Here is a 23829-nt window from a genome sequence, read left to right as displayed (position 1 = left end):
TAAAACGGAAATTTTTGGGGTGAATCGAGTATAATATTGGAAAAGGAGTGGCCGAGCATGAGTGTTATGTTTTGTCTTCACTGCGGCGCTGTCCATGATGTTGATCAATCGGACCATGTGTTCCGAACGGGATTCAGACGGTTACCGAATGGAAAGGACCTGCCACTAGGGATTTGTAGTAAGAGTCAAAAGTTAATGCAACGCCACCTGCTGGGCCAGAACAAGCCACTCATCTAGCTGTTGGCTAATTGCGACCACTTCCGGGTCGCTAAGACTCCCCTTTTGTTCAGCCATGTTTATCATTGCAAAACGCAGTTCCTCGATTATGCTGACACTTATTGTCGTTTCCACTGTGAAATATCCCCTTGTCGCCATAGTTCAACACCCGAACTAAGATATCACATGACAGACGTCGATAATTGACGATTATTGTCTGACACAAACTATTCAATTTGTACGCACTTTCAGTTCCACTGCTCCCATATATCCAAACTCAATATAACAAGGCAATTTGATTGTTTATAAGTTAGAAAATTCCACACGAATTCATGGTACGGGATATGGGTAGCGGACGGTGTGGTCATGTGTGAGGGATGGAGCTATGGTGAGGTATAGTGTGGAGGAGAGATAGAATTCTTTTGGAGTGATAACATGGATAGAACAGAAATTCATCAACAATACCTACAACTGATGACTAAGACATTTATTAAAATATCTGAATTAACTTACGAGACGGTTGCAACGCAACGTAAATCATTCGGCAAGTCATATACATATGAATCGCCTATTTACCATTACACGAGCCTCGACGGACTTATGAATATAATCAAAAATGACTGTTTGTGGGCATCTGACGCCAGATATCTAAATGATTCAGAAGAGCTGATTCACGGCGCGAGGGCAATGAATGATATCGTTGACCAGCGGTTAAAGTTAAACCCAGATCCGAACCAAATGAAATTCTTAGAATATCTCCACTACCGCCTAAACGACGTTTTGCAAGGTCGTTCTCGTTTTGTTGAGTATTACGTCGTATCCTTGTCACGTGATAATGACTCACTTAGCCAATGGCGAGCATACGGAGACGTTGCAATAGAATTTGATTTTTCCCCATTTTTACGTCAAGAAGTTATGATCAACAAACGGCATGTACGTGAGTTAACACTGTTAGATGTAATATACGGTACTGATCAATTCTCGACTGGCGTGATTAATCAATTAATCGACTTTTCGTACGAACAGCTATCTAATTCTCCAGATACAGATTTATGGGGCCGGGCATTAGCAAGTGCGTTGTCTATCCTAGTATGCATATCGAAACATCAAACCTTCTACGAGGAAAGCGAGATTCGCTATGTTTATCTACATCAACATGACGATGACAACAAACTTACAGAGAATTTTAGAATAAAAAATCATAGAATCATTCCATACGTCGAACTGAAGTCACTCAACCGTCTCGCGATCAAGGCTATATGGCTTAGTCCTCTACTTCGCAATAATACGACCAAAAGTAGTATCGAATACTTCTTACGTTCGGTAGGTCGCTCCGATATAACGGTCATGGCTTCAGAGTCTCCATATCGGTCATAACTGCCCCCAGTCCGAAGACTGAGGGCATCCGGTAAGTATTGTGGAAAGTCCTCAACCTGCATTATGTAAACTAAAATGTTATAATGACTGTGAGGAACACTTGCACCTACATACCTGTAAGCGTAGGTTGCAAGATGTTTCTCCTCCCTACATAAAAGACCTCAGTCCGAAGACTGAGGGCATATGTTGAGGTATGTTGTCAATAGCTACATGCGTTATTTCATGTAGTCTTCCTCATATTGAAAAGGTGTTAATATGAAATATAAGAATTAGCTATAGAACCTATTTGAATCCAATCCGACCCATTTAAAGCATAAATGCCAGTATCAGCGGCACCAACCAAAACCCCGTTTACGTTCTCCGTGTAGAAATACTTAATAACAGTTGGAGTCTGTAAGCTAGTCCATGATTTACCGTCCCATTGCCAAAGTTCACCGTTCTCTGTCCCGACGGTTAGTTTTCCATTGTATGAAATCATATTCCCAGCAGAAAGTGGATTGTTCGAACCCCATCCCTTATCGTTCAACAGGTGGCCTACTTCACTCCAAGCCTTCCCATTCCACTCATATGGTGTTCCATCATTCACCAACAGTTTCCCGTTTACTACTGCAAGCTCACCAGTATAGTTCACGTTGTCCGGTATGTGACCTATCAGAGACCACTTAGAACCGGTCCATTCGTATACACCTTTTAAGGCATGGACATAAATATGATTGTTATAGACGACGGGAGTACTGGGAAATTGAAGCGGAGAACCAAGAAGAGTCCACTTAGAACCCTTAAGTTCGTATACTCCATCATACTTCTCACCGTCGTATTCACTAGTATAAAATTGCCCTTTTAATTGTATCAGTCCAAAGAAAGAAGAGTTTTTTGGGCCTGGGTTTCCAACTGCTTTCCAAGACAACCCATTGAGAACATATAGACAACCCTGGTCACTTTGGTTCTGCCCAATGCTATATAGTTTTCCACCAATATGGTGAAAGTCAGGCATTGACTCCTTTATCGCGGGTACTTTAACCCACTTTGATCCGTCAAACTCCCATGGCGCACTGCCAAGTACAGAATCATCGACAGCAACTAACCCTTTCAACTTACTTAGGTTTAACCCCTCGATATTGGCACTACTAGTAACTGAACTGGTTGACGTGTTCGCCATAACCGGTGTTCCTGTACTTACAATAAAAGAGGCTATTGTAACAAGTGATACCATTACTCTTTTCAACTTCACACAACCACTCCTATTCCAGGGCTCGGGTGTTTATATCATTAATCTTCTTTTTAAAGTACATATTACCATGGAAAATAAAACCCTGCTTGGCACAATTCGGATTGGTCAAAGCAAGCGGACGGACTAGGCTGTCCGTCTTGCACCCGGTTTGACCAAGGAGGTCACTGCTTACGATACGGCAGGTTGAGCAGCCTGTCCATTATCGACAGGAGATATTGCAAAGGCAAAAAAACTCCTGCCTCCGAGGAGACAGGTAATCAGGTGGGTTCTAGGGGGAACCCTGCCCTTAGACTATCTTGACTTACGAAGCTTGTCCATTATCTGTAGGAGATCCGCGCATTCTGTTTAACGGCCCGTCTTTAGTGCAGGACTCCATGGAGCATACCCAGCCTCACCTGCTATTGCGGGTTGCCGTGTCAAGCCGACTTTCTGCGCATATTGATTTACGATGCTGATGACATCCAAGTGATGCAGTTGTCCCAGTGTGGCAGATGCTTCATTTCTAAGTCTCGGCCTAATGGGATACATTGTGATAGGCTGTACTGTCCCCTGCCTTACAGGCACTTCGAACACCACATTTTCATTATGTCCATTCGCAACGCAGATGGCTGTTACGACTCCTAAGTCTTTAAAACGTGGATCGACATCTACGTTGAGAGGCACCGACCAAACGCCATTAGAGTTTGTTAATCCAGTAGTTAGGACGTTCCCACTCCTATCTATGATGATTAATCGAGCACCTTGGAGCGCTTTAAAGTCTTCTGCCGACACGACTCGGAATTCTACATTGGCACTGACAGTAGCCGTTTGAGCGTACGCTTTTGGTACATGGATGGCAGTTCCCATACTCACCACGCCAAAGCAGAATAAGGCAGTACATAGCCATACACGGATTCTCTGCAAAACAATACCCCCTTTTCATAATGTGTATGGTTATCTATGCGACGCCCTATCATGCGCGTCGTTCTTTAGGAAGACTGTCCATTATCTGCACTATCAGTCGCTTTGGAGAGTAGGACAGTCAATTCCTGCGCCTTCACATATGCGGCATCCCCTGCAAACATCTGCGCGAGCTGAGGCGCATCTTGGAATGCCTTCGCGATCTCCTTCTCTGTCGCTTCCACTGACGATGGCAAGTGTTTCTGCACAAACGCAATGGCCGCGCCTTGTTCTGCTGGGCTCAACTCGTTCCATGCTTTCCCCGCTCCATGGAGTGCAGCTTGCGTCCACTGAGCGAGTGCGGAATTCTTGAGTTGATCTGCCGTGTGATTGAGTTCGATGTGTAGTTTTGCCTCCACAGCTTTAGCCGCGGATGAACTCAACAGGGTCTGTGCCTCATGTTCGGCTGCAGGTAGCAGTTCCGTCGCCAACGCTTGCAATTTCTTGTTCTTCATCTTCGAGATTGAGTATTCCACGACTTTGATTCCTGCGACCGCGATACCACCCGTGTACAAATCGTTCAAATTGAATCCTGCGATCATTCGAATCTCTCCTTATCCTTTGAGAAGTTAAGTAGCTTGTTCAAGAAGTGACAATGCCTTTTGTATGTCATCCGACGTTGGGCCGGTTGATGCTGGAGGTTGAGGTGTTGGGACTGGAGGCTTCGTGCTAAACGAAAAGGATCCGTCCGCATTCTTGGTGTATGGCTGCAAATTCGGTAATGCTGTGTAAACTACGTAGGTATTGCCGTCTTGCGTGACCTGTGGTGGCTTCTCGCCGTCAATCTCCACATCGTTGAAGTTTGCCTTCGTGATGTTTGCCCCGCAGTCACGGATGGCTGTCCAAATTAGATAGACCTGGTTGTTTACAGCGATTGCCGAATATGGATTCCCATCCACCGTTGCGGTTACGGAAGGATATCTGGCCATCGTACTCCCCCATTTCAATGGATCTAGTGATATAGCATCACTAATATCGACGGGGCCCTGGATACCGTCTATCGTCGCTTGGTCTGTCTTTTGCCACATTGTCCAATTCGACCATGGAGCGGCGACCGGAGCATTGGGGCCATACAGGGCGATCCATAGCGGATGCCGTGTAAGTGCCGACAAGTCGTAACTGTTGATGTACCAACGCCCTGTGTAGAGCAAATCATCGTTACAATAGGCCTGAATCGCCGTATCCCACTCCTGGACCCACCCCACGATTTGGTCAGCGGTCATCGTTCCGGTCGACGTCGGTTCCTCTAGGTCAAGCGCCGGGAGGAAGTCAAACTGACCGAGCGGCTGAACGACGGACAGGAAATGCTTTGCCTCATCCTCAGCCTTGTTGTGGTCCGGGTGAGCAAAATGATAGACGCCCACTGGTATGCCTACCGAGCGAGCGCCTTGGATGTGCGGCAATAGCGTTGGATCCGTCCACGTTACGCCTTCTGTGACTTTGATGTAGACGCCGTCAATTTGCGTTTTAACCTTGGCCCAGTCGACGTTGGGCTGAAAACTCGATATGTCGAGGATTTTGTAACTCATTTAACCACCTCACTTTCATGCGACTTCACAACCTCAAGGATCTCGTCCAAGTCATGTCCATCTTCCTCTACATGCTTCATCAGCACATTGATGAGTCTCTGTGTTCCTTCTGACAGATTGAGAATGGCTCCCGTCATCCGGTGCACCTGTTCCGCTTGCTCCCGATCCTTAACGGCTCTTTGTAGGTCAACTTGCTTCTGCCGCTCCTCCCGCGCCTTATTCCGTCGTTCGGCCCACAGAATGAGAATGGACATATTAATTGCCAGCCATGAAACGGTGAGCGTGTAGAAGTTCGACGGGAACGGGTCAAAGAAATGCGGATCGATGAGGCCGAGGGCTACCCAAAGTACCGACACACCGTTGAAGAGAATCAAAAAGAGAAAGCCGCCGAAAGTATCTACAAACCAGTCGACGGCGCGGTTGATGATATTCAATTCATCGCCCCCTTTTTAGTGATGGAACATCCCCCAGAGGGCTGCGACTCCCAATACGCATTCGACGGCGAGGTGTGCTCGATTCGGCCATGCCTGTTTAGCATCTTGGACGTCTTGGTCATGGCGTTTACCGAGGTCTTGAATGTCGTCGCGTAAGTCCTTTTTAAGCTCTAGGATGTCGGACTTAACATCCGTCTTCAGTTCAGTGAGCGTGGCCTGCTGAGTTTTATAGAGCGTGAGCAAGTTGTCGTGGTCGCGTTCAATTCTCTCTTGGGCTCGCTGAAGTTCCTTGATTGCTTCTGTGTTCTCTTTCACCTGTTTTGTTAAATCCACTCGATCACCCCTACTCATGTTCATTTAACTGACCACTGCTTCACGGCTTTGTAAACCGTCTCCGGCGAAGGAGGCGGCCAACTCGGAATCCCATCAAACCCAGCGCGTAAAGTGATCTCTTGTACCAACGTCGAGCAGTACGGCCACCGGTTATTGGCCCATCTCACAAACCAGTCCGGCAAATGAAAAAGGCTCCAGGAGAAATCCCGAATGCCTTGGTCGATGATGCCGATCCAGCCGTATAGTCGACCGACTTGGTTATGTGCCCACGCGAGTGCACCGGGCAACTTCGCTGGGTCATACGGCGGACGGAAGACTTCACATCGGTCATAGTCGATTGGGTTGATTTCCGTTGCTTGTCCATTCGCTTCAACCTTGTCATACCGACCGAGTGCGATGGCGACGTGATATGCATATCTGTCTTCGTTTGGGTCGATTCGTTCCTCACCGTATTCGATGAGTCGCGTGGTTAGATTAACAGGCTTAAAGTAGATCAGTACATCCCCTGATTCACACCAAACTTGCATAGCCTCACCCCTAAATTGGACATAAAAAAATAGCCCCATAGGGCCAGCGGCTACATGACTTTCTTATAAAGTATGATGAGGTCCCGCTTCTTGGCTCGGTTAAGAATAACCACCTCGTCACCGACAGCCAGTGTGATCCCGTTCGCGATTGGAACCGATGCCGTCACGGTCGATGCGGCATTAATAAACACGTCCGCATGAAGTCCATCCGATGCCACCGCATTCACCTTTCCATCCATCCACATTTGGCTGTTGTAGACTTCCTCCTCTCTAAGCCACTCGCCGAACCACCCCCTAACTTTTTGTTTCAGAGTGCGGTAAAACTGTTCGACCGTCATCGGAGGTTGCTGCATTATGATCCAACTCCCGTCACACGCCATACTGAACCCGTCATCATGTTTCCAGCTTTAAATGGGATATTGAGTTTCGTAATCTGGTACTTTCCATTGGTACTCGTCCAGTCATCAACCAGTGTCACGATGTCTTCTGCGTCTTGCAGGAAGTTCGGGAGCGCTGTGAAATTCTGCGTCTCGACGATACGCGCACGCTGCTGCAGTTCGTAATCGGCGCGCGCCTGGGCTAAGTCCTGAGTTGTAATGAGCGGATCGGGTGATCCGTTGTTGTAGACAAACAAGCGCACGCCGATGTTGACCGTGGATATCGGACTGTTCGGGTCATCGTTAGACGCGATAGCCGACACCGTAGCCGTCTGAGATGAACCGCCGAGGACAAGAACCCGATTGTATAACTGGGATTCGTCAAACGTCTTGTCGGCGCCAGCATAAAGCGTGTATTCCGATTTGTCGTAGGTCCACACGCTCGGACTCGTCGTTAGGTTCTGGTTAATTGGTCTGAATCGGAGGTAACCGTCGACATCATAAAACAGTGAGTAGACTGGAATGGCCGCTAGATCTTTCATCGCCTTTCCAACGGCCTCTCCCGGCTGGTATGTCATGTCGTACGGCACTGTCACGTCACATGCATCAAACGCGAACTTGGTCTCGCCAAACTGTTGAGCCAAGGTCGTGATCGCTGTTCCGATGTTCGTTCCCTTTGTTATTGTTACCGGATTGGCGAACGTCCCGAGCGGTTGACCATCAAACTGATGCCACTTGTCGTCACCTTGAAATGTCACTTCTCGGGTTCCGTCGGCCTTGGATGATGTGGTAGGTGCAGACAGCATAAAGACGCCTTGTGGTACGTACTCGATATTCAAAATGTCAGTTTCGTTCTCGATTGATAAGGTCATTGATGAAACCGAAGGTGTGACAAGCGGATTCGTGGTAGAAAGAGACGTTCGAATAACTGTTTGTTTCCCGCTCGCGGACCCCAGCATAATCGGTATGGATTCGCCGTTCGCTACGGGAACGAACGTATTGCCGCCGTCGACACTTATGCTCATTTCGACATTCGTTCCCGCCGGGATATCTGATGTCCACAAGAGAGACGCGGATTCAACTGTTCCATACGTATCTAGGATGATCGGGTTCGAGTCGCGAGTACCAGACGATACATAAGACGTAAAGTGTGTCGCGATCCAATCATCCCAGAACACTGATGCATCTTGCGATCCGTCGAATTGAGTCGTGCTATCGTACCCAGTTGACCCGTCCATTCCGTCAGTATCATTCCATGATGAGTAACCGACTAAAGCGAGTACCAATATCTCACCTCCCAGTCAAAAAAGCCGCCCCGAAAGGACGGCTTGATATTGCACTAACGCACCAGTTAGTTGAAATTAAAGATATGGTCGTAAATCCGAGTAGCTAAATGTGGAATACGTGATGTTGTTTGCGTTGAAATATTGTCGTACCGTATCGACTAATACATCTGAGGATACTCCGTAGATAAATTATCCTGAAATATTCATAGCGGAGCAAACCGATTGTAACAAATGGACAAATATAGGATAAAAGTAGTTGAAGCCGGACGGATTTTGAGTTTTTCAGGCTTGAACATACAATTTCATCATTATGACTTCATGCGTGTCGGCTAGTGGATATATATGGTTGTCGCTGAAGTCGCAGGTATCCCGTGCTCTCTCTTAATCACTTTTCAAATTGCGCTTCGGGTGATGATTAGCTTAACCGAAGCGTGGCATTCGGGCCACATTTTGAAGCGTTTGAATGAATTCCCTTCGATACACACACGAACTGCATAATTTCCATGTCCAGTATCGTCCAGAATACACAAGCTTGCCTGCGATTTTAATCAGTTTGGTTCGTAGTGTTTCCAACCGACCTGGCTTCATCTTTTCCGGTAAGCAGAGCCGACGAAACCAGTTGTTGAAGTTGTATGCGAGCATCGCTATCTGGAGTTTTACGGCATTCGATTCAAAGGCCGTACTGCTCATTTTGTCACAAGCAAATCCATTCTTAGCTTCTTTGATGAAATTCTCCATGTGACCGCGCTGACAGTAAAAGCGAATGACGTTTTTGGGCTGCAGCGTCATATTGGTCACGATAAATGTGAATTGAAACAAGAGTTCTCCTGCTGGACGCTCCATCTTAACGACCACTCGGCGGGCATGTTCCCAACTGGATGCTTGATACATGAATTCCTTGTAATGAACTTGTCGTTCATGTAACCTTTCAGGGTTTAGCAGTGGATCCGCCATGACCTGCGCAATAGACTGTAGACGGGCGTTTGATTTCAAGCGTATTGCATATTTATGGCTATTAGTCTCTGCCAACTCAAACAGTCCTGGAACGGCAAATCCACTGTCGCCACGAATGACAATGAGCGAGTTCGGTGACCATGTCTCGTACCGTTTCAGAACGGGTCCGACAAACCGGACGACTTGACGGGAAGTGAACACGTTCCCCGCACGGAGCTCGGACCGCAGGCAATCACCTATCAATCCGTCGAAACAAAACAACGGATGAAATCCATGTTGCTGATAGTGGTAATTGAAATTCGCGCCATGCTGTTTTCCGTAAGCAGCAAAGCCGGATGAATCCATATCAAAGACGAATTGATTCTGGGGCTTTATAGCATACACGCGGCGCTGCAGCGTTTCATTCACATGTTCCAGAGATTTTACAGTCTCCATATCCGCCTTATCGTTAAAACGAGACAGCGTGGGTTGTGAGGCCAAGCGTTCTTTTCCCAACAGCGCATTGAGCAACGGCTCAACGGCTAGATCATCTGCGTGGTCGTCAGTATGGTAGCCAGCTATATGCTGATACAGTTTCTGAAGAACCACGTCACTGTTCGGATGATCACGATGTAAGACCGAATCATGAACTACAAGTAGGTCTTCCACAGCCTCGAATAGACCCAATTTGTGATCAAATTCTTTGTATAGGAGTAGTCCAGCATCCGAGGTCAAGTCACCGCCGTCAAAATTCACCTTCATCCGAGGGTTGAAGTTCATGACATTCTCTTGTAGGCTTTTCAATAGAAGAGCACTCCTTTGTTGTGTTTGGCTTCGACACCTTAACACTACCAAAGGTTGGGCTCTTTTCCTATGTGCTCACGTCACCTTTTAAGTGAATCGACAAATCCCTCCTATAGACTTGTGCCGCTTGCGTTTACAGTCCCTTCGCGATCACGCTATGAATATTTCAGGATTATATAGTTCGGATACTGTTGCCACGGTTTACCCTCCCATCATTCATACCCTAACTTTACTACATTTTACCTTTGTCTATACTCGTCTTTCACAATTATCACAAAATGTGATTACCCATATGACGCATAGGCGACATTCATTCGCATATCCGGCATAGGGGCAATGACCCCTACCCGCCAAATCCAAGCAGATCCTGCAACGTGGCTTCCTTATCTCCGTCCTCAACCTTGAACCCAGCCAAACTCATTCTGAACCTATCCTCGTCAGTCAACGCATAGAACGCGCTATACAACTGGTATTGCGTCATCTTCCGAATCTCGGAGTATGACACCCCGCGGATGACGAGTTTCGATATGGCGTCCTTCAGAGCTACCTTCTTGCCCGACTCATTACCCTTGGGTTCTTTCGGTTCCGGCGGCATCTCTCGGCTTAAAGCCAAGAAATCGTTCGATGAATGCGACTACCTCCTTGGCGCCGTCAGCGACATTTACCTTCGCCCGGAGTTCGTCCTTCTCGATCTTTCTTCCACACGCAATGTACAGAAGTTCTTCGAATGCCTCTTTGGCCTCTTCGTTACCAGGCAGATAGGCCATCTGTACACTGCCTGCTTTCTGTGCCCATGTATGCCAGTGCTTCATGGCGTCGTCCAAGTCAGCGAGCGTGGCAGGGACGCAATCAACATGCGCCCCGCCTAGAGATAACCGTTCGCCAAGCCCCAAAGCATCTTTGATCGGTGCATCCTTACCCATCAATCATCACCCCGCGAACTTGGCCGTTGTGATAATTGATACCGCTGCTTTACCGCCGCCTGGGTCAAGAATTTGCAGGTCAAGTTTCGGTGCAGATGCTTTCTGGCGCTCCTGCGATAGCGTCCACTTGCCAAGGAACTGACACGAGTTGACCACAAATGTAATCGGTACAAGTGCCTGTGACGGATCCTCTGTATTGACAACCTTAGCAGATGCAACGAACTTCACGACCTTGCCAACTGCCGACGGTTGATAATCCACTTGACCACCTGTTGAGGTGTCAATCGTGTAGTAGATAACGACTGCTTTCCCGGCATCATCGGTGCTAAACGTAACCTTTGCATCTCCTGCAACCGGCGTAACATACTCGCCTGTCGTCGGTGCAGATGCAACACTCGTGAATGCCTTGTTATCAAGCGCACCCACCACACCAATCGTGGTGGTGGTTGCTGATATTGTGTCGCCATTAGGCAGGTTGACCGTGCCATCTGCGCCGATGGTCAATTCCTCGATACGCGGTACTTGAACCTTGGTAGACGCCGAGGCCGTTGTGACGTTTGCACCGAGCATACTGGAAGCCTGCAAAGACGTCTCAGAACCGCTCAAACTAACCATTGGCTTACGGTCAGCCATGATGTTGACGATTGGGTATGCTCCAGCACCGCCATAAACAGGCGTCAATGTACCGTCAACGTCCATCGAGATGCTATCCATCTTCGTAAAGACCGCGAGTAACCCGCCAGATACCGGGTCAAGTGCTGCGGAGTATCCGATATTCGGAATGATAAGCGCCACTAAAAATACCTCCTCTTATCCAACAAAATAAGAGACATCGTAGTAGATTCGATGTCCCTTCACGCCAGTAATGCCAGTTTTGAATGACGTGTCGTAAGCCGACCGACTCACGAAGAATCCGGGAGGTTCCCAGTTCTGCATGAGTGCTTGCGTTCGTTCGACCATCTGACGCGCTGTGTTCCCACTCGATGCAAAACAGTCGATCACTACCTTGCCGATGTACACCGTAGGCGTTCGCACGTCTGGTTTACCCGAGCGAATGTACAACAGCACAATCGGAATGGTCGTCGAATCCACAATGCCGTCCGTTTCCTCTTCTTTCACGATGTAGGCGACTTTATCCGTGCCTGGTGTAAAGGGGGCCTCTATGTGGGCTCTGCAGCATTGCTCGACCAAGTGTGGAAACTGCTTGCGAATGATGCGACGTTCCTTAACTTCAAGGGACTGACTCCTACCTCATTTGACTCAAGCGCATCGCGCATGAAATGAAGCGGAACCTTTGGCGTGAACGCATCATCTGGCAGCCCAACCTTCGCCATCCAGTCACGAAACCACGGGAAGTCTCGCAACTGCTCCAGATTTCGCCCCGCTAAGACGCCTGTGTGCGCGTTATGGACCATCCCATCTAATCCGATGTATGGACCCTTAGCGCGGCCTGTGATGGCGTCTCCGTTGGCTTCACGAAGTTGGTTCCATAGTTCCGAGTTCATGTAGTCGACAAGCCCCGGATTAAGCCTATCCATTAGTGACCCGCTACCCCATTCAGCCATGAAACTTTGCCATGCATCCGCGCCAATCTCACCGTCGATCATGCCCTGCTGTGCCAACGCTGACAGCCCTGCATGAAGCGATGCCTCGACCTCGGGATATGCACCGCCTACATTGGCCCTAGCGTTGTCCAGGACGGTTTGACACAGGTCATTGATAACTTGCTGCATTCGCTTGTTAAATTCATCGAATGCCCCGGAACCATTGAAACTGAGTAACGTCTCTACCGCCATCACATCACGTCCTGTTGTCCGTCTTCACCTGTACGATTTGCAGTCCAGGCGCGACAGTCACGTTGATGTCACTGACTTGAAAGTTGCGGCCATCAATGACGATACGGTCGGGGTTCGGGATAAGTTGGAGCGCGGTAGACGTTTGCAAGGTCAAACGGTACAGCGTGTCAGCAAGCAACTCTTAGACGAAGTTGTAAAGTCTTATGGGTTGCAAGAGGGAATCGTCTTTTCAAATCCAAAGGATGCGTTCTATGACCGCATTGACAAACTTCCCTGGGACGAAAAGTTCAAAATAGCTCACACTGTCATGAATCCTTTGCCGCGTTTTATGATAGGGCAACGAGGCGATGCAGGATATGCCATAGACAGTATGTTGTTTCTTGCCCAGACTCGAATTCGTTTAAGTAAAGCAACCGAAGAAGATGAAGATAAAGAACGAGAGAATTTAGAAAGCGAAATGCTACAGAGGATGGCCCAAGAACTTGAGAAAAGGCATGGAACTGTTGACTTCAATATCAACTACATAGATTCTTATTCAACACCAAATAACGACGATTTAGAAGTTCGCGACCAGTGGAATAAAGCCAAAGAGCGGAGCACATCAAAAATCGCCGAATTTCTTTCAAAGATGAAGACCGAAGATACTCAACACATGACATCTGTTGTCAATATACCTGTTCTTGGTTCAATTAAGGCCGGTTACGACCTCTACGCGGAGCAACAAGTAATTGACTACAAACCGGTGGCGAAGTCAGAAGTGGCAGACGGAGAGTATTTTTATCTACAAGTAAAAGGCGACAGCATGATCGGTGATCGAATCCAAGAAGGTGATAGAGTTCTCGTCAGGCGTCAAGATTGGGTCGAGGATGGGAAAATTGCTGTGGTACTATTAAATGGGGACGAAGCTACGCTTAAACGTGTCTTTTACCAAGATGATACTTTGATACTACAATCGTCTAACCCTAATTACCCACCTCGGATTGTTCCCGTGTCTGAAGCGCGAATCCAAGGCCAAGTTACACAAGTTGTTTGGGATGTGTAAGCAATGAGAACAGCTATCTATACACGAGTAAGTTCTGACATCCAAGTTGAAGAAGGTTTCTCCCTTGACGCGCAGTTACATAGACTGCGCGCTTATTGTGAGTCGCAAGGGTGGACCATTGCTGATGTTTACACCGATGAAGGTATTTCCGCAAAGAACACCCATCGACCACAGTTACAACGGATGTTGGATGATATTCGAGAACGAAAGATCGATGTTGTTCTCGTGTACCGCCTCGACCGTTTGACCCGTAGCGTGATCGACTTGCACGAGCTACTTCAAGTCTTCGAGGAGTACAACGTCAGTTTCAAGAGCGCGACAGAAGTATACGACACAACTACCGCTATGGGTCGGCTGTTCATTACAATCGTCGCCGCACTTGCTCAGTGGGAACGGGAGACCTTGGAGAACGGACGCGGTTTGGACAAGCTGAAATGGTTCGCCAAGGTCGTTACTTCGGGCACACGCCACCATATGGATATGACCTCAAAGACGGCAGATTGTACATAAACCCAATTGAAGCAAAGGTCATCCGAACGATGTTTGACCGTTACTTCGCTGGTGATGGCGTATCGCGCCTAGTTAAGTTTTTGAATGACCCTTCGAACAATATGCCGAGGCCACGTGGGTCTGATGAATGGTCACAAAAAGTCGTCAATGCATGCATTAAAAATCCAGTGTATTGCGGCTATGTTCGATACGGAAATACAGGAAACAAGAAATATAAGAACCAAGAAACGGTCATGGCAAAAAGTGATCACGAACCAATCATTGACGAGTTCCAGTGGAGACGTGCTCAAATGCTTATGGAACAACGTCGTATCATTGGCGGACGCAGTGGAACCGGTTCTTACCCGCTCGTTGGTGTGCTCCGATGTGGTAACTGTGGTGGACCGATGATTGGGCATACTGTACCAGCCGGAAAGAACGGTCGCATCAATCCATACTTTGGCTACCTATGCAATGCGAGACGGCACAAGCGCGTCTGTACGATGAAGATGTGGAAGCGAGATGTTATTGAACCGGCTGTCATCAGTGAGATTGAACGCATTGCTCATGAGATGATCCAACGCGCAAAAATGGAGCCCGAACCCAAAGACACACAGTCGGAACGGATTAATATTGAAGCCGCTTTGTTCCAGTTGAAACAACGGCGTAAAAAATGGATGGACGCATTCGATAAGGAATTTATCTCTGGAGAGGACTTACGTGATCGTCTCAACGAGATAAACCAAGAGGAAGAACAATTACGGTCGCTCAAACAGGAAGAGACGAACGCCCCCCAGCCAATAAGTCTGGATGACTTGAGAGACGTTCGTAAGACGTGGGATGCGGCCAATGACCAAGAGCGTAAGGAACTCATTCGTTCCATGGTCGAAACCGCATGGGTGAATGAAGATGGTTCGGTTCGTGTAGACCTTCGTATGGTTTTTTGACACCATCATGGTTGACGGAGTGGGCCACACGAATGCAGCAATGATCCCTTTCACCAGACCTGTGCCCCAAAAGGCGGATCCAGGTCCTCGGAACAAATTTCGAACTGGACGGAGGAACAGTTGACCTGCCCCAATGCTCTCAAGTAGCCGGAGCAATGCGATCATAATGCCGATGATCAGGATAATCCCAAGGAGCGTCGTTGCAGACGCCACATTGGCGTTGTACAGCGCTTGCAACCCAGCCAGGAACTGATGCGAATATACCCAGCCCATGACAACCGTGCCTATGATACACAGTGGAATGACGCCACGACGCATGGCCATTCCGATGATGACAAGGATCACGACAATCAAGTACACCCAATGAGCAGGAGTCAGCATGCCATCCGCCTCTTTTCCACGAAAACAATGTGATTTCGTGTAGCATCGTATGGGCGGTCCCTGCAGTTGGTGCTACTCCTATGCGTGATTACCTGAGGTTATCCGAATCGACGGCGTTTGACAGAGGACAATATCCCCATTTCGTCCCGGTATTTAGCAATGGTCCGACGCGATACCTCTATTCCTCGATTGACCAGTAACGTTGCCAGGGCATCATCACTTAAAGGTGTTCGTGGATCTTCCGTCGCTATCAATTGCCGCAAAGCTTCCTTCACAGCTTCGGCACTTGTGAGGCCACCACTGCTGGGAATTCTGGATGTAAAAAAATAGCTTAGCTCAAATACCCCGTGTGGTGTCTGCATGTACTTGCCTCGGACAGTCCTACTAACCGTCGACTCATGAAACCCCGTAGCAACGGCAATATCACGTAGCGTTAAAGGGAGAAGCGCACCGCGCCCACGTTCAAAAAAGGGCGCTTGTGCGTGGAGGATGGCGTCCGCGACTCGTACGACGGTCGTTGAACGATTTCGGAGCGCCTTGGCAAGCCCTAGAGCTTCCTTCCGGTGAGAATCCACGTAGGCGCGGACATCAGGCGGCGTCTCTTTGGACCCGCTCTGCTTCCATACATCGTCGTTGAGCTCAATTCTCGGGCTTGCCAAACGGTTCGCTAATACAACCAATTGGCTTCCAACTTTTTCGACTGTTACATCAGGTATGATATATGACGGTCGGTAACCGCCTAAAAGAGAGGCGGGTCGCGGATTTAATGTTCGCAACGCTTCTACCGCTCGTTGTAATGCCTCGCCGGAGACACGAAGCGCTCTTTGAATAGACTTGTGACGCCCTGCTGCGAGATCGTCCAAGTGTTCCTCCACGAGGATTGACACAATTTGGCGCAACGGTTCTTTGATTCGTCCCACTTGAAGATGAAGACATTCTTTGATGTTGCGTGCTCCGATGCCGGGCGGATCGACTCGCTGAAGCAAATTTATTGCCTCCTCAATGGCTTCAACTGACATATTCAACTCTTTCGTCAGTTCAGCCATTGGTTCACGCAAGTAGCCCATCTCATCCAAGAAACCCACCAGTCGGCATGCCAACTCAATGACTTGATTTGGCGCATCCATGAGCCGCAGCTGGGCAACAATCAATTCTTCAATTGACTCCTCAGCCCGGATCCGTTCCTCCAGAGACCAGGAGTCGTCACCATCCGCGTGGGTACGACGAAACGTGCCCGGCAGTGAGGGCCAAGGGATAACATAGTGATCATAGGGAGATCTGTATTCTGCGACGGGATTATCGGCCAGTTTCTCTTCAAGATATCGGTCAAGCTCATCAAGGCTGTACTGAAGAATATCGAGCCCTTGTTTCATCTCCATCGTCAACAGGAGCTTATGACTCTGTTCTTGACGAAGGTTAAACGCCATGTCCATGCCAATCGCCCCCATAGTTAAAAACCTGTACCCCATTTAGAGAAACGGGACCACCTTCCCCGACGTCAACCAATCCTGTAATCCGCGAAACGTCTTCCCCATGCGTATGCAGAAGCATGCTCATCCAAACACCAACACTTGTCCCATTGACTGGTTAAAACGAGGGGTCGAGAACGTCGATCTCACCGTGTATTAGTTGTGAGGCAAACGTCCAGACCTCTTCGAGATTCGTCGCCATCTTAACGTTTCCCTTTATACCGAGGATGAGATATGTGGTTGAATTCAACTGATTCAACTGATTCAACTAAGCCCGTATATTTTTTGGTCACAACCGTTACCCCCTAACGCAACGCATCATCGCGATAGCGGAACCAACTTCATCACATGCTCGACAATCAAAGCCCAAACATCCGAGGTAGGGTCGATCACGGCGAAATGGTCTGTGCCCTCGAGCGTGAGAAGGTCCACAGAATCTCCCGCGCGCTCGGCAGCTTCAACGTACGACACGCTCTGTTCGTACGGAACATTTTCATCCTCGGTTCCGTGGACGAGCAGTTGCGGCACACCAAGCGGCAGCAACTCAATCGGAGAGGCCAGAAGATACTCACCGGGTAACTCGTCCGGTGTTCCTCCCATAAACGCTTGGACAGGGCTGTCATTACGTCGCACTTGATGCATATGACGTAGATCGGACACGCCCGCCAACGAAACAATGCTTGTCGGTTGAACGAGGGGTTTCTTTATCCCGAGGCCCTCTTCCGCTCCAAATGACCGTTTTGCACGGGCAGCTTGCCATAGTGCAAGATGCCCACCTGCTGAGTGCCCGACAACACCCAGTCTTCCAAGGTCGATCTCCACCTGTCCGGCTAAAGTGTCTAGATGATCGATTGCGGCTGCGACATCTTGTACCGTGCCTGGCCAACCGCCCCCTTTGTGACCCACACGACGGTATTCAATATTCCACGTAACGTAACCTCGGCGAGTCAGATCCACGGCCATGTCGTTCATCAAATCAAGTGAGTACCTCGACCGCCAAAAGCCACCATGGATGAGAATGATGGCGGGGTAGGGACCTTCCCCGTCAGGTACCCGTAAGTCAGCAAATTGAAATGTTTGGTCCCCATATACGTGCCTTGATACGTGCATGGCCACTGGCCACCCCACACCCTTTCTGATTTACTCAACACCGTGGTTGTACCATAATCGGGCCTTATCCAGCTCTTCCATTGCTGCACTTTATTGATAAGATTGAAGTAAGTGACACGCTCTACCATGGCGATGAGCTCAAGATTCCAGTACAACGCCTGAGCGGATGTCGACGTTTTCACACCGGAGAGCCAAAAATGGATCAATCGATGAAACTGAATGCCGTTCACCCCGCAACGCCACACACTGCCCCTGGGGGCTCCCGTGGGCTGTGGCTAACGCTGCGGTTATTTTGTCAAATTCTAGTTGTCGTATATTACATGAACGTTCCTCAATTTCTGTGGCAACGAGCCATTGTTGCCATAGGAACCGGGACAATCGTTGGAATTAACATCATTCTTTTAATTTGGCGAGATGATGTGTTATGGAAGCAAGTCCAACGTGTCAGTCTCCTTGTGGAGTGTGTCCTCGTGACCATTCTGAGTGGCTGTTTGCTAGTCTGGCAACCCATTGGACCGGCGGCCCTCATTGTATTACCTAGTCTTATCACATACACATCACTGTACAATCGGGATGGGTGGCAATGGTTTTTAAGTTTCGTGCCACTCATGGAGCTTGTCTGGATGGTCAACGTTGATATCAACGCTCCGCACCAGAGACCTCTCCTCCCGGCCGTAGACAGTCTCTCGCTGCGGCTCATTGTGGCCTTATACGCTGTGATCATTCTCATCGCGATCGCGTTCGCTTTCTTACTTCAAGTACAGCATCATGAGCGAGAGACATCGCTTCTTACAACGGCAAGGGTCCGCGAACAAGCTGACAGACTGCGTATGATGAACGCGCAGATGAATGAATACGCAGACAAGGTCTATCATCTTGCCACTGCGGAAGAGCGCAACCGGATCGCTGGTGAAATTCACGATACGGTCGCCCACAGATTGACCGCATTACTTGTACAGTTGCAAGCTGCAAGACGGATTTGGACACAGGACGCCGACGTGGAAACCACCCGGGAGAACCTTGTTGTCTGCGAGGCATTGGCACGTGAAGCCTTAGATGAAGTGAGGACGTCAGTGCGAGCCATTCGACGGACTTCGGCGGACGAGGGGATTACTGCACTTCGACGTCTTGTGCTGCAATTCACCCAACTGACGGGCATGGAAACGTTTTTTGAGACTGATTCGCGCCTCGGCCAACTACCCGCCCAAGTCATGGCTGTGCTTTATCGCATCATTCAAGAAGCGCTGACGAATGCACAGCGTCATGGACGGGCCACTAGGGTCACCTTGAAACTCCGGAGAAACGGGGGCTTCGTTGAACTCGAGGTAGAAGACAACGGGAAAGGTACAGCCGAGTTAGTGCTTGGATTCGGTCTGTCTTCGATGCAAAATCGCCTGCGGCAATACGGCGGAGAATTGAACATTGCCTCCGAGCCCGGATTTGGGTTTCGACTTACGGCACAGTTACCCGTATGGGAAGGAGCATTCGAATGATTCGCGTCCTCATTGTGGATGACCAGAGGCTTATGCGAGAAGGGGTGCGAACGCTGCTCGGGTTGGAAAAAGATATCCACGTGGTGGGGGTGGCTAGCGACGGAATCGAGGCCGAACACATGGCAGCCAACCACCCAGATGTGATTTTGATGGATATCCGCATGCCCAACCAGGACGGCGTCACGACAACCCGAAACATTTTATCGAAGTACCCAGACATTCAGATTCTGATGTTGACCACATTCGAGGAGCAGACTGATGTGGTCGGCGCGTTGTCGGCTGGGGCAGTGGGTTATCTCCTCAAAGATATGCCCGCGGAAGAGATTGCCGATGCGATTCGAGTGGCAGCTCGCGGCGGGGCTGTCCTACCCCCAAATATCGCTAAAACGTTTCTCAATGCTGTCAACCAACACGAACGTCCAGTTGAAGCTGCCGCCCCCGCTATTGAGCCACGGTGTGTCGCTGGACTAACGGATCGAGAAACAGACGTCCTCGACTGCTTAGCACGAGGGATGTCTAATCGCGAAATCGGATCGTATTTGCATCTGACTGAAGGTACGGTGAAAAATCACGTGAGTAATCTCATTTCGAAGCTAGAATTGCGGGATAGGACACAAGCCGCACTGTATGCTGTTCGACATGGCTATGGACAGCTCTCGAAGCCTGACCTATCGTGACAAATTACAGCGGTCAATGACTTTTGGCATAGACTCATCCAAGAGGCGACGTCGACGTCGCCTCTTTTTTCTATCCTTTTGCACATGTTCGTACTTCCTATCAACGGTAAGATGAACCTAAGAAACACCGCAATGAGGAGGCACATCAATGTTGGAAGTAAGTCACTTATCAAAGCGATTTTCTGACAAGTATGCTGTGAAAAATGTCAGTTTCCAAGTAAATCAAGGGGACTCTTTTGGGTTACTCGGGCCAAATGGCGCTGGGAAATCGACGACCATTTCCATGGTCACGGGTCTGCTTTCACCGGATGAAGGCGAAGTGACGATGCATGGGAAGACGATGCGGAAACATCCTAAGTTTTTAAAGCAACGAATCGGCCTCGTCCCGCAAACCATCGCACTGTACGACACGCTCACGGCGCGTGAAAACCTTGAGTTCTGGGGGACTGTTTACGGCATCACCGGATCGAAACTGAAGGACAACGTAAACTGGTGTCTACGGGTCGCTGGCCTGGAAGACAACACGAAGCAACTCGTCAAGAAGTACTCAGGTGGTATGCAGCGCAGATTGAATATCGCTGTCGGCATGATTCATCGACCGGAAGTTCTCATTATGGACGAACCGACGGTCGGGATCGATCCACAGTCGCGCAACCACATCCTGCAAACAGTGAAGGATTTGAACAAGCAGGGCATCACGGTTATATACACCAGTCACTACATGGAAGAAGTTCAATTTCTCTGCGAACGGCTAGCCATTATGGACCACGGTCAAGTCATCGCCTACGGAAGTTTGAATGACGTCCGACAGTTAGCCGGTACGCTTGCAACCATTACGATAGAGGCTCAGGGGGACTTGGATAGCATCCTCAAAGAGTTGCAACAGGACTTGTCGCTGAAAAATTTGCAAAATAGAGATGGTGCTTTGGTTCTTCAAAGTACAAACGCGGCAGCAGCGGTTAGCAAAGTTGTTCTCGCCATGAGCCAGCACGGTTTGCAGCCTGCAAACATTAACGTTGAAGAGCCCAACCTCGAAGCGGCATTTCTTCATTTAACTGGACGCCAACTGCGTGATGGAGGGGAAGGTGCCGTATGACAGGTCAATTAATGCTTAAGATGGCTCAAGCGAATCTGCTGACGCTCTTGCGCGATAGAAAGGCGCTCATCATGTTGTTGGCTATCCCAGTACTCATCACCGCCGTCCTGAGCTTCGCCTTAGGAAATGTCTTCGGGAGCAATCCGAGAATTCCATCATTCCCGGTTGCTGTTTACAACGAAGATTCAGGGTCACTCGGTACAGGACTAGTTCGTGTTCTTAGATCACAGTCGGGACAGATGACGGTCCATGTAGAAGACTCACTCGCAGGGGCTCGGGCCGACACAACAACGGACAAGGCGAACGTAGTGGTTTGGATTGGTCGGAATTACACACAGCAAATTGAATCCGGCCACAAAGCAACTGTAGACGTTGAATCGACCAGTGCACATTCAGTACAACGCTCTGTCGTGCAAAGTATCGTTCAATCGTATGGACAGGAATTCGCAGATAAAGCGTACACAGCTGGGCAATTACCGGGGTCAAAAGCCACTATCGAGTCGGCGAATATTCAATCTCGTACCACGAGTCTACATCCCGTCACGACAGGTGCCTATTACGCAATTGGCATGATGGTTATGTTCATGCTGACGAACGCCATCAATCGAGCTGGTGCCATGGTCAGGGATAAGCGCAGTGATTTGTACCGCCGTATGATGGCCTCACCCGCGTCACGATACGCGATTGCTGGTGGGCACTTAGTCAGTAATTTTGTCATTCTAGCCCTGTATGGTGCCGTTTTGCTTCTGTGTTATCGCTTTATCTTGAACATTCACCTTGGTCCTATCGACCAAACTGCCATGATTCTTGTCGCTTACTCCTTGGCACTGTCTGGAATTTCGGTTGCACTAGGAAGTTGGATCAGCAACATTCGCATCATGGATTCCCTGGGTCAAATCGGATCGCAGGTTGCTTGCATCCTTGGCGGCAGCTTCTGGCCATTGTACGGTATGCCGAAAGGTATACAAGTCATTGCGCACGGTTTACCGAACGGCGAAGTTTTAACCGCTCTTGTCAATTCTATTATCGGTATAAACAGTGCAGGTCTGCTGACTCCGGTGCTGTATCTCGTGTGCCTGGGCGTTATCTGCGGATTGTTAGGAAGCCTTCGCTATGGGCGCTCAATTGAGACAGGAGGGGCTGCTGGATGAATGCATGTGTCGCAATTCTAAAGCGATCAATGGTGTCTTTGCTTCGCCAACGCGGAAATGTGATTTGGATGCTCGTAATGCCCATCATTTTCTCCTTCGTCTTTGGTATATTGCCTAATCTCGGGGGCGGGTCTCCCCTTCATGTGTCCGTGATCGATGAAGATAAGTCCGTGGTGTCCCGTGGCTTTATTCAAGAAATGAAGCAAAACCCAAAGTATGCCGTTAAGGTGATTTCACCCGATGAAGCAAACGATGAGCTTCGCAATTTCTCGGCTGACGTAATTATTACCTTGCCCCACGGGCTCGAACGGCAGGCGTTGTCGCATCACACGCTGGACATCTATAGCACGATATCCCCTAACGTTGGCCAAAGTAGTTCGTCCACGGCTCCATCTGACTTGCAGAATCAACTCAAGGAGTGGGCGCTGGCCGGGAACATCGCACTGCAAAAAGCCGAGCAACACGGACACTTGAGTACTGCTTCCGCGGAACAGGCGTTTACGGCTGGGATGAACCAGGCAAAGGCCATTCATACCCCGGTTCAGGTCACCTCGTCCACATTAAGTGGTGGTAAGGTACAGAACCACGCTTTGACTCAGCAAGAGCACTCTGTACTCGGGTTCGCTGTCATGTTTATCATCTTCACGCTGTTCGGATCCACAGGCACCATTTTAGAAGAAAAAATGCGAGGTTCATGGTCACGCTTAAAGACCAGCCCGGCCAGTCAGAGAAGTGTCATGACGGGATATGGGTTATCATTTGTACTGATTGGGTGGGTTCAATACGCACTCATGATATTAGCAGGCCGCCTGTTATTTAAAATCAATATCCCATTTAACGGTTGGATGGCACTGACTGTAACACTGTATATTTTTGCGATAGCAGGGTTCGCACTCTGTATCTCGGGACTCGTTAAAACGAGAGAACAGCATATGGCAACAGGTGGTTTTATTGCCTCCATTACGAGTATGATTGCAGGTGTGTACTGGCCCCTCGATTTGGAGCCTAATTGGATGCAGCACATGTCTTGGTTCTTGCCGCAAGGATGGGCGTTAGACGCCTTTCAAACTGCCGCTCTCAGCGGCGTAACGCTTTCAGCACTCATATGGCCACTCACGGTACTTGCAGGATTCGCGGTCGTGTTCTTTAGCATCGGGATGGTGCAGTTGCGGTATTCGTAAGTTGACGTTGTTGTTCCTTTCTGTTGCATAGAAAGAATCAAGAAAAACAATAACCCCATGGTGGACAATTCACCATGGGGTTATTGTA

The 23829-nt window shown here is 49.0% G+C and carries 29 protein-coding genes; 9 read left to right on the top strand and 20 right to left on the bottom strand.

The genetic code is table 11. The features are described 5' to 3' along the window. Positions 1–192: 192 nt before the first annotated feature. On the bottom strand, positions 193–351 hold the full coding sequence (locus NZD86_RS07140; protein WP_268045817.1) for an aspartyl-phosphate phosphatase Spo0E family protein: 159 nt from the start codon (positions 349–351) through the stop codon (positions 193–195). Positions 352–651: 300 nt separating this feature from the next. Here NZD86_RS07140 and NZD86_RS07135 point away from each other — a divergent pair, with 300 nt between their 5' ends. After that, complete coding sequence (locus tag NZD86_RS07135; protein WP_268045815.1) at positions 652–1593, top strand: DUF2971 domain-containing protein; 942 nt, start codon at positions 652–654, stop codon at positions 1591–1593. 250 nt (positions 1594–1843) lie between these two features. Here the strand turns inward: NZD86_RS07135 and NZD86_RS07130 are convergent, their stop codons facing one another. The 16 genes from NZD86_RS07130 to NZD86_RS07055 all read right to left on the bottom strand — a co-directional run bounded on the left by NZD86_RS07130 (position 1844) and on the right by NZD86_RS07055 (position 12853). Then, complete coding sequence (locus NZD86_RS07130) at positions 1844–2824, bottom strand: hypothetical protein (protein WP_268045814.1); 981 nt, start codon at positions 2822–2824, stop codon at positions 1844–1846. 345 nt (positions 2825–3169) lie between these two features. Beyond that, positions 3170–3727, bottom strand: a complete 558-nt coding sequence (locus tag NZD86_RS07125) for a hypothetical protein (RefSeq protein ID WP_268045813.1) — start codon at positions 3725–3727, stop codon at positions 3170–3172. Between the two features lie 65 nt (positions 3728–3792). Then, positions 3793–4305, bottom strand: a complete 513-nt coding sequence (locus NZD86_RS07120; RefSeq protein WP_268045812.1) for a hypothetical protein — start codon at positions 4303–4305, stop codon at positions 3793–3795. 27 nt (positions 4306–4332) lie between these two features. Further along, entirely contained in the window at positions 4333–5292 is a 960-nt protein-coding gene (locus NZD86_RS07115; RefSeq protein ID WP_268045810.1) for a glycoside hydrolase family 25 protein, read from the bottom strand. Continuing rightward, a complete protein-coding gene (locus NZD86_RS07110; protein ID WP_268045809.1) occupies positions 5289–5726 on the bottom strand; it encodes a DUF1003 domain-containing protein in 438 nt (145 codons plus the stop codon). Before NZD86_RS07110 ends, NZD86_RS07115 begins: the two co-directional genes overlap by 4 nt. A gap of 15 nt (positions 5727–5741) precedes the next feature. Continuing rightward, positions 5742–6059, bottom strand: coding sequence for a hypothetical protein (locus NZD86_RS07105; protein ID WP_268045808.1), 318 nt, complete (start codon positions 6057–6059; stop codon positions 5742–5744). 20 nt (positions 6060–6079) lie between these two features. Then, positions 6080–6586, bottom strand: coding sequence for a hypothetical protein (locus NZD86_RS07100; protein WP_268045807.1), 507 nt, complete (start codon positions 6584–6586; stop codon positions 6080–6082). 50 nt (positions 6587–6636) lie between these two features. Continuing rightward, entirely contained in the window at positions 6637–6939 is a 303-nt protein-coding gene (locus tag NZD86_RS07095; RefSeq protein WP_268045806.1) for a hypothetical protein, read from the bottom strand. Continuing rightward, positions 6939–8249 (bottom strand): hypothetical protein, encoded by a 1311-nt coding sequence (locus tag NZD86_RS07090; RefSeq protein WP_268045805.1) that lies wholly within the window; start codon positions 8247–8249, stop codon positions 6939–6941. The genes NZD86_RS07095 and NZD86_RS07090 overlap by 1 nt, the downstream gene beginning before the upstream one ends. Before the next feature lie 420 nt (positions 8250–8669). Then, positions 8670–9962 carry an IS1380 family transposase gene (locus tag NZD86_RS07085; protein ID WP_268045804.1) on the bottom strand — a complete coding sequence of 431 codons (1293 nt, stop codon included), beginning with the start codon at positions 9960–9962 and terminating at the stop codon, positions 8670–8672. Positions 9963–10329: 367 nt separating this feature from the next. Then, a complete protein-coding gene (locus tag NZD86_RS07080; protein WP_268045803.1) occupies positions 10330–10581 on the bottom strand; it encodes a hypothetical protein in 252 nt (83 codons plus the stop codon). Next, positions 10550–10909: a hypothetical protein gene (locus NZD86_RS07075; protein WP_268045802.1), complete on the bottom strand. Its 360-nt coding sequence runs from the start codon at positions 10907–10909 to the stop codon at positions 10550–10552. The genes NZD86_RS07080 and NZD86_RS07075 overlap by 32 nt, the downstream gene beginning before the upstream one ends. A gap of 6 nt (positions 10910–10915) precedes the next feature. Next, entirely contained in the window at positions 10916–11704 is a 789-nt protein-coding gene (locus tag NZD86_RS07070) for a hypothetical protein (protein ID WP_268041874.1), read from the bottom strand. Positions 11705–11719: 15 nt separating this feature from the next. Further along, positions 11720–12100, bottom strand: a complete 381-nt coding sequence (locus NZD86_RS07065) for a hypothetical protein (RefSeq protein WP_268045801.1) — start codon at positions 12098–12100, stop codon at positions 11720–11722. Next, the gene (locus NZD86_RS07060) at positions 12070–12705 is read right to left on the bottom strand and encodes a hypothetical protein (RefSeq protein WP_268045800.1); all 636 of its coding nucleotides are present in this window, start codon (positions 12703–12705) and stop codon (positions 12070–12072) included. Before NZD86_RS07060 ends, NZD86_RS07065 begins: the two co-directional genes overlap by 31 nt. A 4-nt stretch (positions 12706–12709) precedes the next feature. Then, on the bottom strand, positions 12710–12853 hold the full coding sequence (locus NZD86_RS07055; protein WP_268045799.1) for a hypothetical protein: 144 nt from the start codon (positions 12851–12853) through the stop codon (positions 12710–12712). Between NZD86_RS07055 and NZD86_RS07050 the strand changes: the two genes are divergently transcribed. Genes NZD86_RS07050 through NZD86_RS07040 form a run of 3 tightly spaced genes read left to right on the top strand, consistent with a single transcriptional unit; the run spans position 12848 to position 15183 of the window. Then, positions 12848–13747 carry a LexA family protein gene (locus NZD86_RS07050; protein ID WP_268045798.1) on the top strand — a complete coding sequence of 300 codons (900 nt, stop codon included), beginning with the start codon at positions 12848–12850 and terminating at the stop codon, positions 13745–13747. The genes NZD86_RS07055 and NZD86_RS07050 overlap by 6 nt on opposite strands. A gap of 3 nt (positions 13748–13750) precedes the next feature. Next, positions 13751–14257, top strand: a complete 507-nt coding sequence (locus tag NZD86_RS07045) for a recombinase family protein (protein WP_268045797.1) — start codon at positions 13751–13753, stop codon at positions 14255–14257. Further along, a complete protein-coding gene (locus NZD86_RS07040; RefSeq protein ID WP_268045796.1) occupies positions 14182–15183 on the top strand; it encodes a recombinase family protein in 1002 nt (333 codons plus the stop codon). Before NZD86_RS07045 ends, NZD86_RS07040 begins: the two co-directional genes overlap by 76 nt. A 479-nt stretch (positions 15184–15662) precedes the next feature. Here the strand turns inward: NZD86_RS07040 and rpoN are convergent, their stop codons facing one another. The 3 genes from rpoN to NZD86_RS07025 all read right to left on the bottom strand — a co-directional run bounded on the left by rpoN (position 15663) and on the right by NZD86_RS07025 (position 18143). After that, positions 15663–16997, bottom strand: a complete 1335-nt coding sequence (rpoN, locus tag NZD86_RS07035) for an RNA polymerase factor sigma-54 (RefSeq protein WP_268045795.1) — start codon at positions 16995–16997, stop codon at positions 15663–15665. Between the two features lie 154 nt (positions 16998–17151). After that, positions 17152–17301, bottom strand: a complete 150-nt coding sequence (locus NZD86_RS07030; protein WP_268045793.1) for a hypothetical protein — start codon at positions 17299–17301, stop codon at positions 17152–17154. A gap of 50 nt (positions 17302–17351) precedes the next feature. Then, positions 17352–18143: an alpha/beta hydrolase family protein gene (locus NZD86_RS07025; RefSeq protein WP_268045792.1), complete on the bottom strand. Its 792-nt coding sequence runs from the start codon at positions 18141–18143 to the stop codon at positions 17352–17354. 197 nt (positions 18144–18340) lie between these two features. On the opposite strand from NZD86_RS07025, the gene NZD86_RS07020 reads away from it, so the two are divergent. The 5 genes from NZD86_RS07020 to NZD86_RS07000 all read left to right on the top strand — a co-directional run bounded on the left by NZD86_RS07020 (position 18341) and on the right by NZD86_RS07000 (position 23741). Then, entirely contained in the window at positions 18341–19636 is a 1296-nt protein-coding gene (locus NZD86_RS07020; RefSeq protein ID WP_268045791.1) for a sensor histidine kinase, read from the top strand. Beyond that, entirely contained in the window at positions 19633–20313 is a 681-nt protein-coding gene (locus NZD86_RS07015) for a response regulator (protein WP_268045790.1), read from the top strand. The genes NZD86_RS07020 and NZD86_RS07015 overlap by 4 nt, the downstream gene beginning before the upstream one ends. A 148-nt stretch (positions 20314–20461) precedes the next feature. After that, positions 20462–21409 (top strand): ABC transporter ATP-binding protein, encoded by a 948-nt coding sequence (locus tag NZD86_RS07010; protein ID WP_268045788.1) that lies wholly within the window; start codon positions 20462–20464, stop codon positions 21407–21409. Continuing rightward, positions 21406–22560, top strand: coding sequence for an ABC transporter permease (locus tag NZD86_RS07005; protein ID WP_268045787.1), 1155 nt, complete (start codon positions 21406–21408; stop codon positions 22558–22560). Before NZD86_RS07010 ends, NZD86_RS07005 begins: the two co-directional genes overlap by 4 nt. Beyond that, complete coding sequence (locus NZD86_RS07000) at positions 22557–23741, top strand: ABC transporter permease (protein WP_268045785.1); 1185 nt, start codon at positions 22557–22559, stop codon at positions 23739–23741. The genes NZD86_RS07005 and NZD86_RS07000 overlap by 4 nt, the downstream gene beginning before the upstream one ends. Positions 23742–23829 lie beyond the last annotated feature (88 nt).

It is taken from the genome of Alicyclobacillus dauci (assembly GCF_026651605.1).
Classification (GTDB): Bacteria; Bacillota; Bacilli; order Alicyclobacillales; family Alicyclobacillaceae; genus Alicyclobacillus; species Alicyclobacillus dauci.
This window is presented reverse-complemented; position numbering and strand designations above follow the sequence as displayed.

Bases quoted from the DNA above. Each gene is read 5' to 3' on its own strand.
- NZD86_RS07060 (WP_268045800.1), bottom strand. From the start codon at position 12,705: ATGGCGGTAGAGACGTTACTCAGTTTCAATGGTTCCGGGGCATTCGAT.
- NZD86_RS07120 (WP_268045812.1), bottom strand. From the start codon at position 4,305: ATGATCGCAGGATTCAATTTGAACGATTTGTACACGGGTGGTATCGCG.
- rpoN (WP_268045795.1), bottom strand. From the start codon at position 16,997: ATGGACATGGCGTTTAACCTTCGTCAAGAACAGAGTCATAAGCTCCTG.
- NZD86_RS07000 (WP_268045785.1), top strand. From the start codon at position 22,557: ATGAATGCATGTGTCGCAATTCTAAAGCGATCAATGGTGTCTTTGCTT.
- NZD86_RS07100 (WP_268045807.1), bottom strand. From the start codon at position 6,586: ATGCAAGTTTGGTGTGAATCAGGGGATGTACTGATCTACTTTAAGCCT.
- NZD86_RS07080 (WP_268045803.1), bottom strand. From the start codon at position 10,581: ATGCCGCCGGAACCGAAAGAACCCAAGGGTAATGAGTCGGGCAAGAAG.
- NZD86_RS07135 (WP_268045815.1), top strand. From the start codon at position 652: ATGGATAGAACAGAAATTCATCAACAATACCTACAACTGATGACTAAG.
- NZD86_RS07075 (WP_268045802.1), bottom strand. From the start codon at position 10,909: ATGGGTAAGGATGCACCGATCAAAGATGCTTTGGGGCTTGGCGAACGG.
- NZD86_RS07095 (WP_268045806.1), bottom strand. From the start codon at position 6,939: ATGCAGCAACCTCCGATGACGGTCGAACAGTTTTACCGCACTCTGAAA.
- NZD86_RS07020 (WP_268045791.1), top strand. From the start codon at position 18,341: ATGGATCAATCGATGAAACTGAATGCCGTTCACCCCGCAACGCCACAC.
- NZD86_RS07045 (WP_268045797.1), top strand. From the start codon at position 13,751: ATGAGAACAGCTATCTATACACGAGTAAGTTCTGACATCCAAGTTGAA.
- NZD86_RS07040 (WP_268045796.1), top strand. From the start codon at position 14,182: ATGGTTCGCCAAGGTCGTTACTTCGGGCACACGCCACCATATGGATAT.
- NZD86_RS07010 (WP_268045788.1), top strand. From the start codon at position 20,462: ATGTTGGAAGTAAGTCACTTATCAAAGCGATTTTCTGACAAGTATGCT.
- NZD86_RS07015 (WP_268045790.1), top strand. From the start codon at position 19,633: ATGATTCGCGTCCTCATTGTGGATGACCAGAGGCTTATGCGAGAAGGG.
- NZD86_RS07025 (WP_268045792.1), bottom strand. From the start codon at position 18,143: ATGCACGTATCAAGGCACGTATATGGGGACCAAACATTTCAATTTGCT.
- NZD86_RS07005 (WP_268045787.1), top strand. From the start codon at position 21,406: ATGACAGGTCAATTAATGCTTAAGATGGCTCAAGCGAATCTGCTGACG.
- NZD86_RS07085 (WP_268045804.1), bottom strand. From the start codon at position 9,962: ATGAACTTCAACCCTCGGATGAAGGTGAATTTTGACGGCGGTGACTTG.
- NZD86_RS07115 (WP_268045810.1), bottom strand. From the start codon at position 5,292: ATGAGTTACAAAATCCTCGACATATCGAGTTTTCAGCCCAACGTCGAC.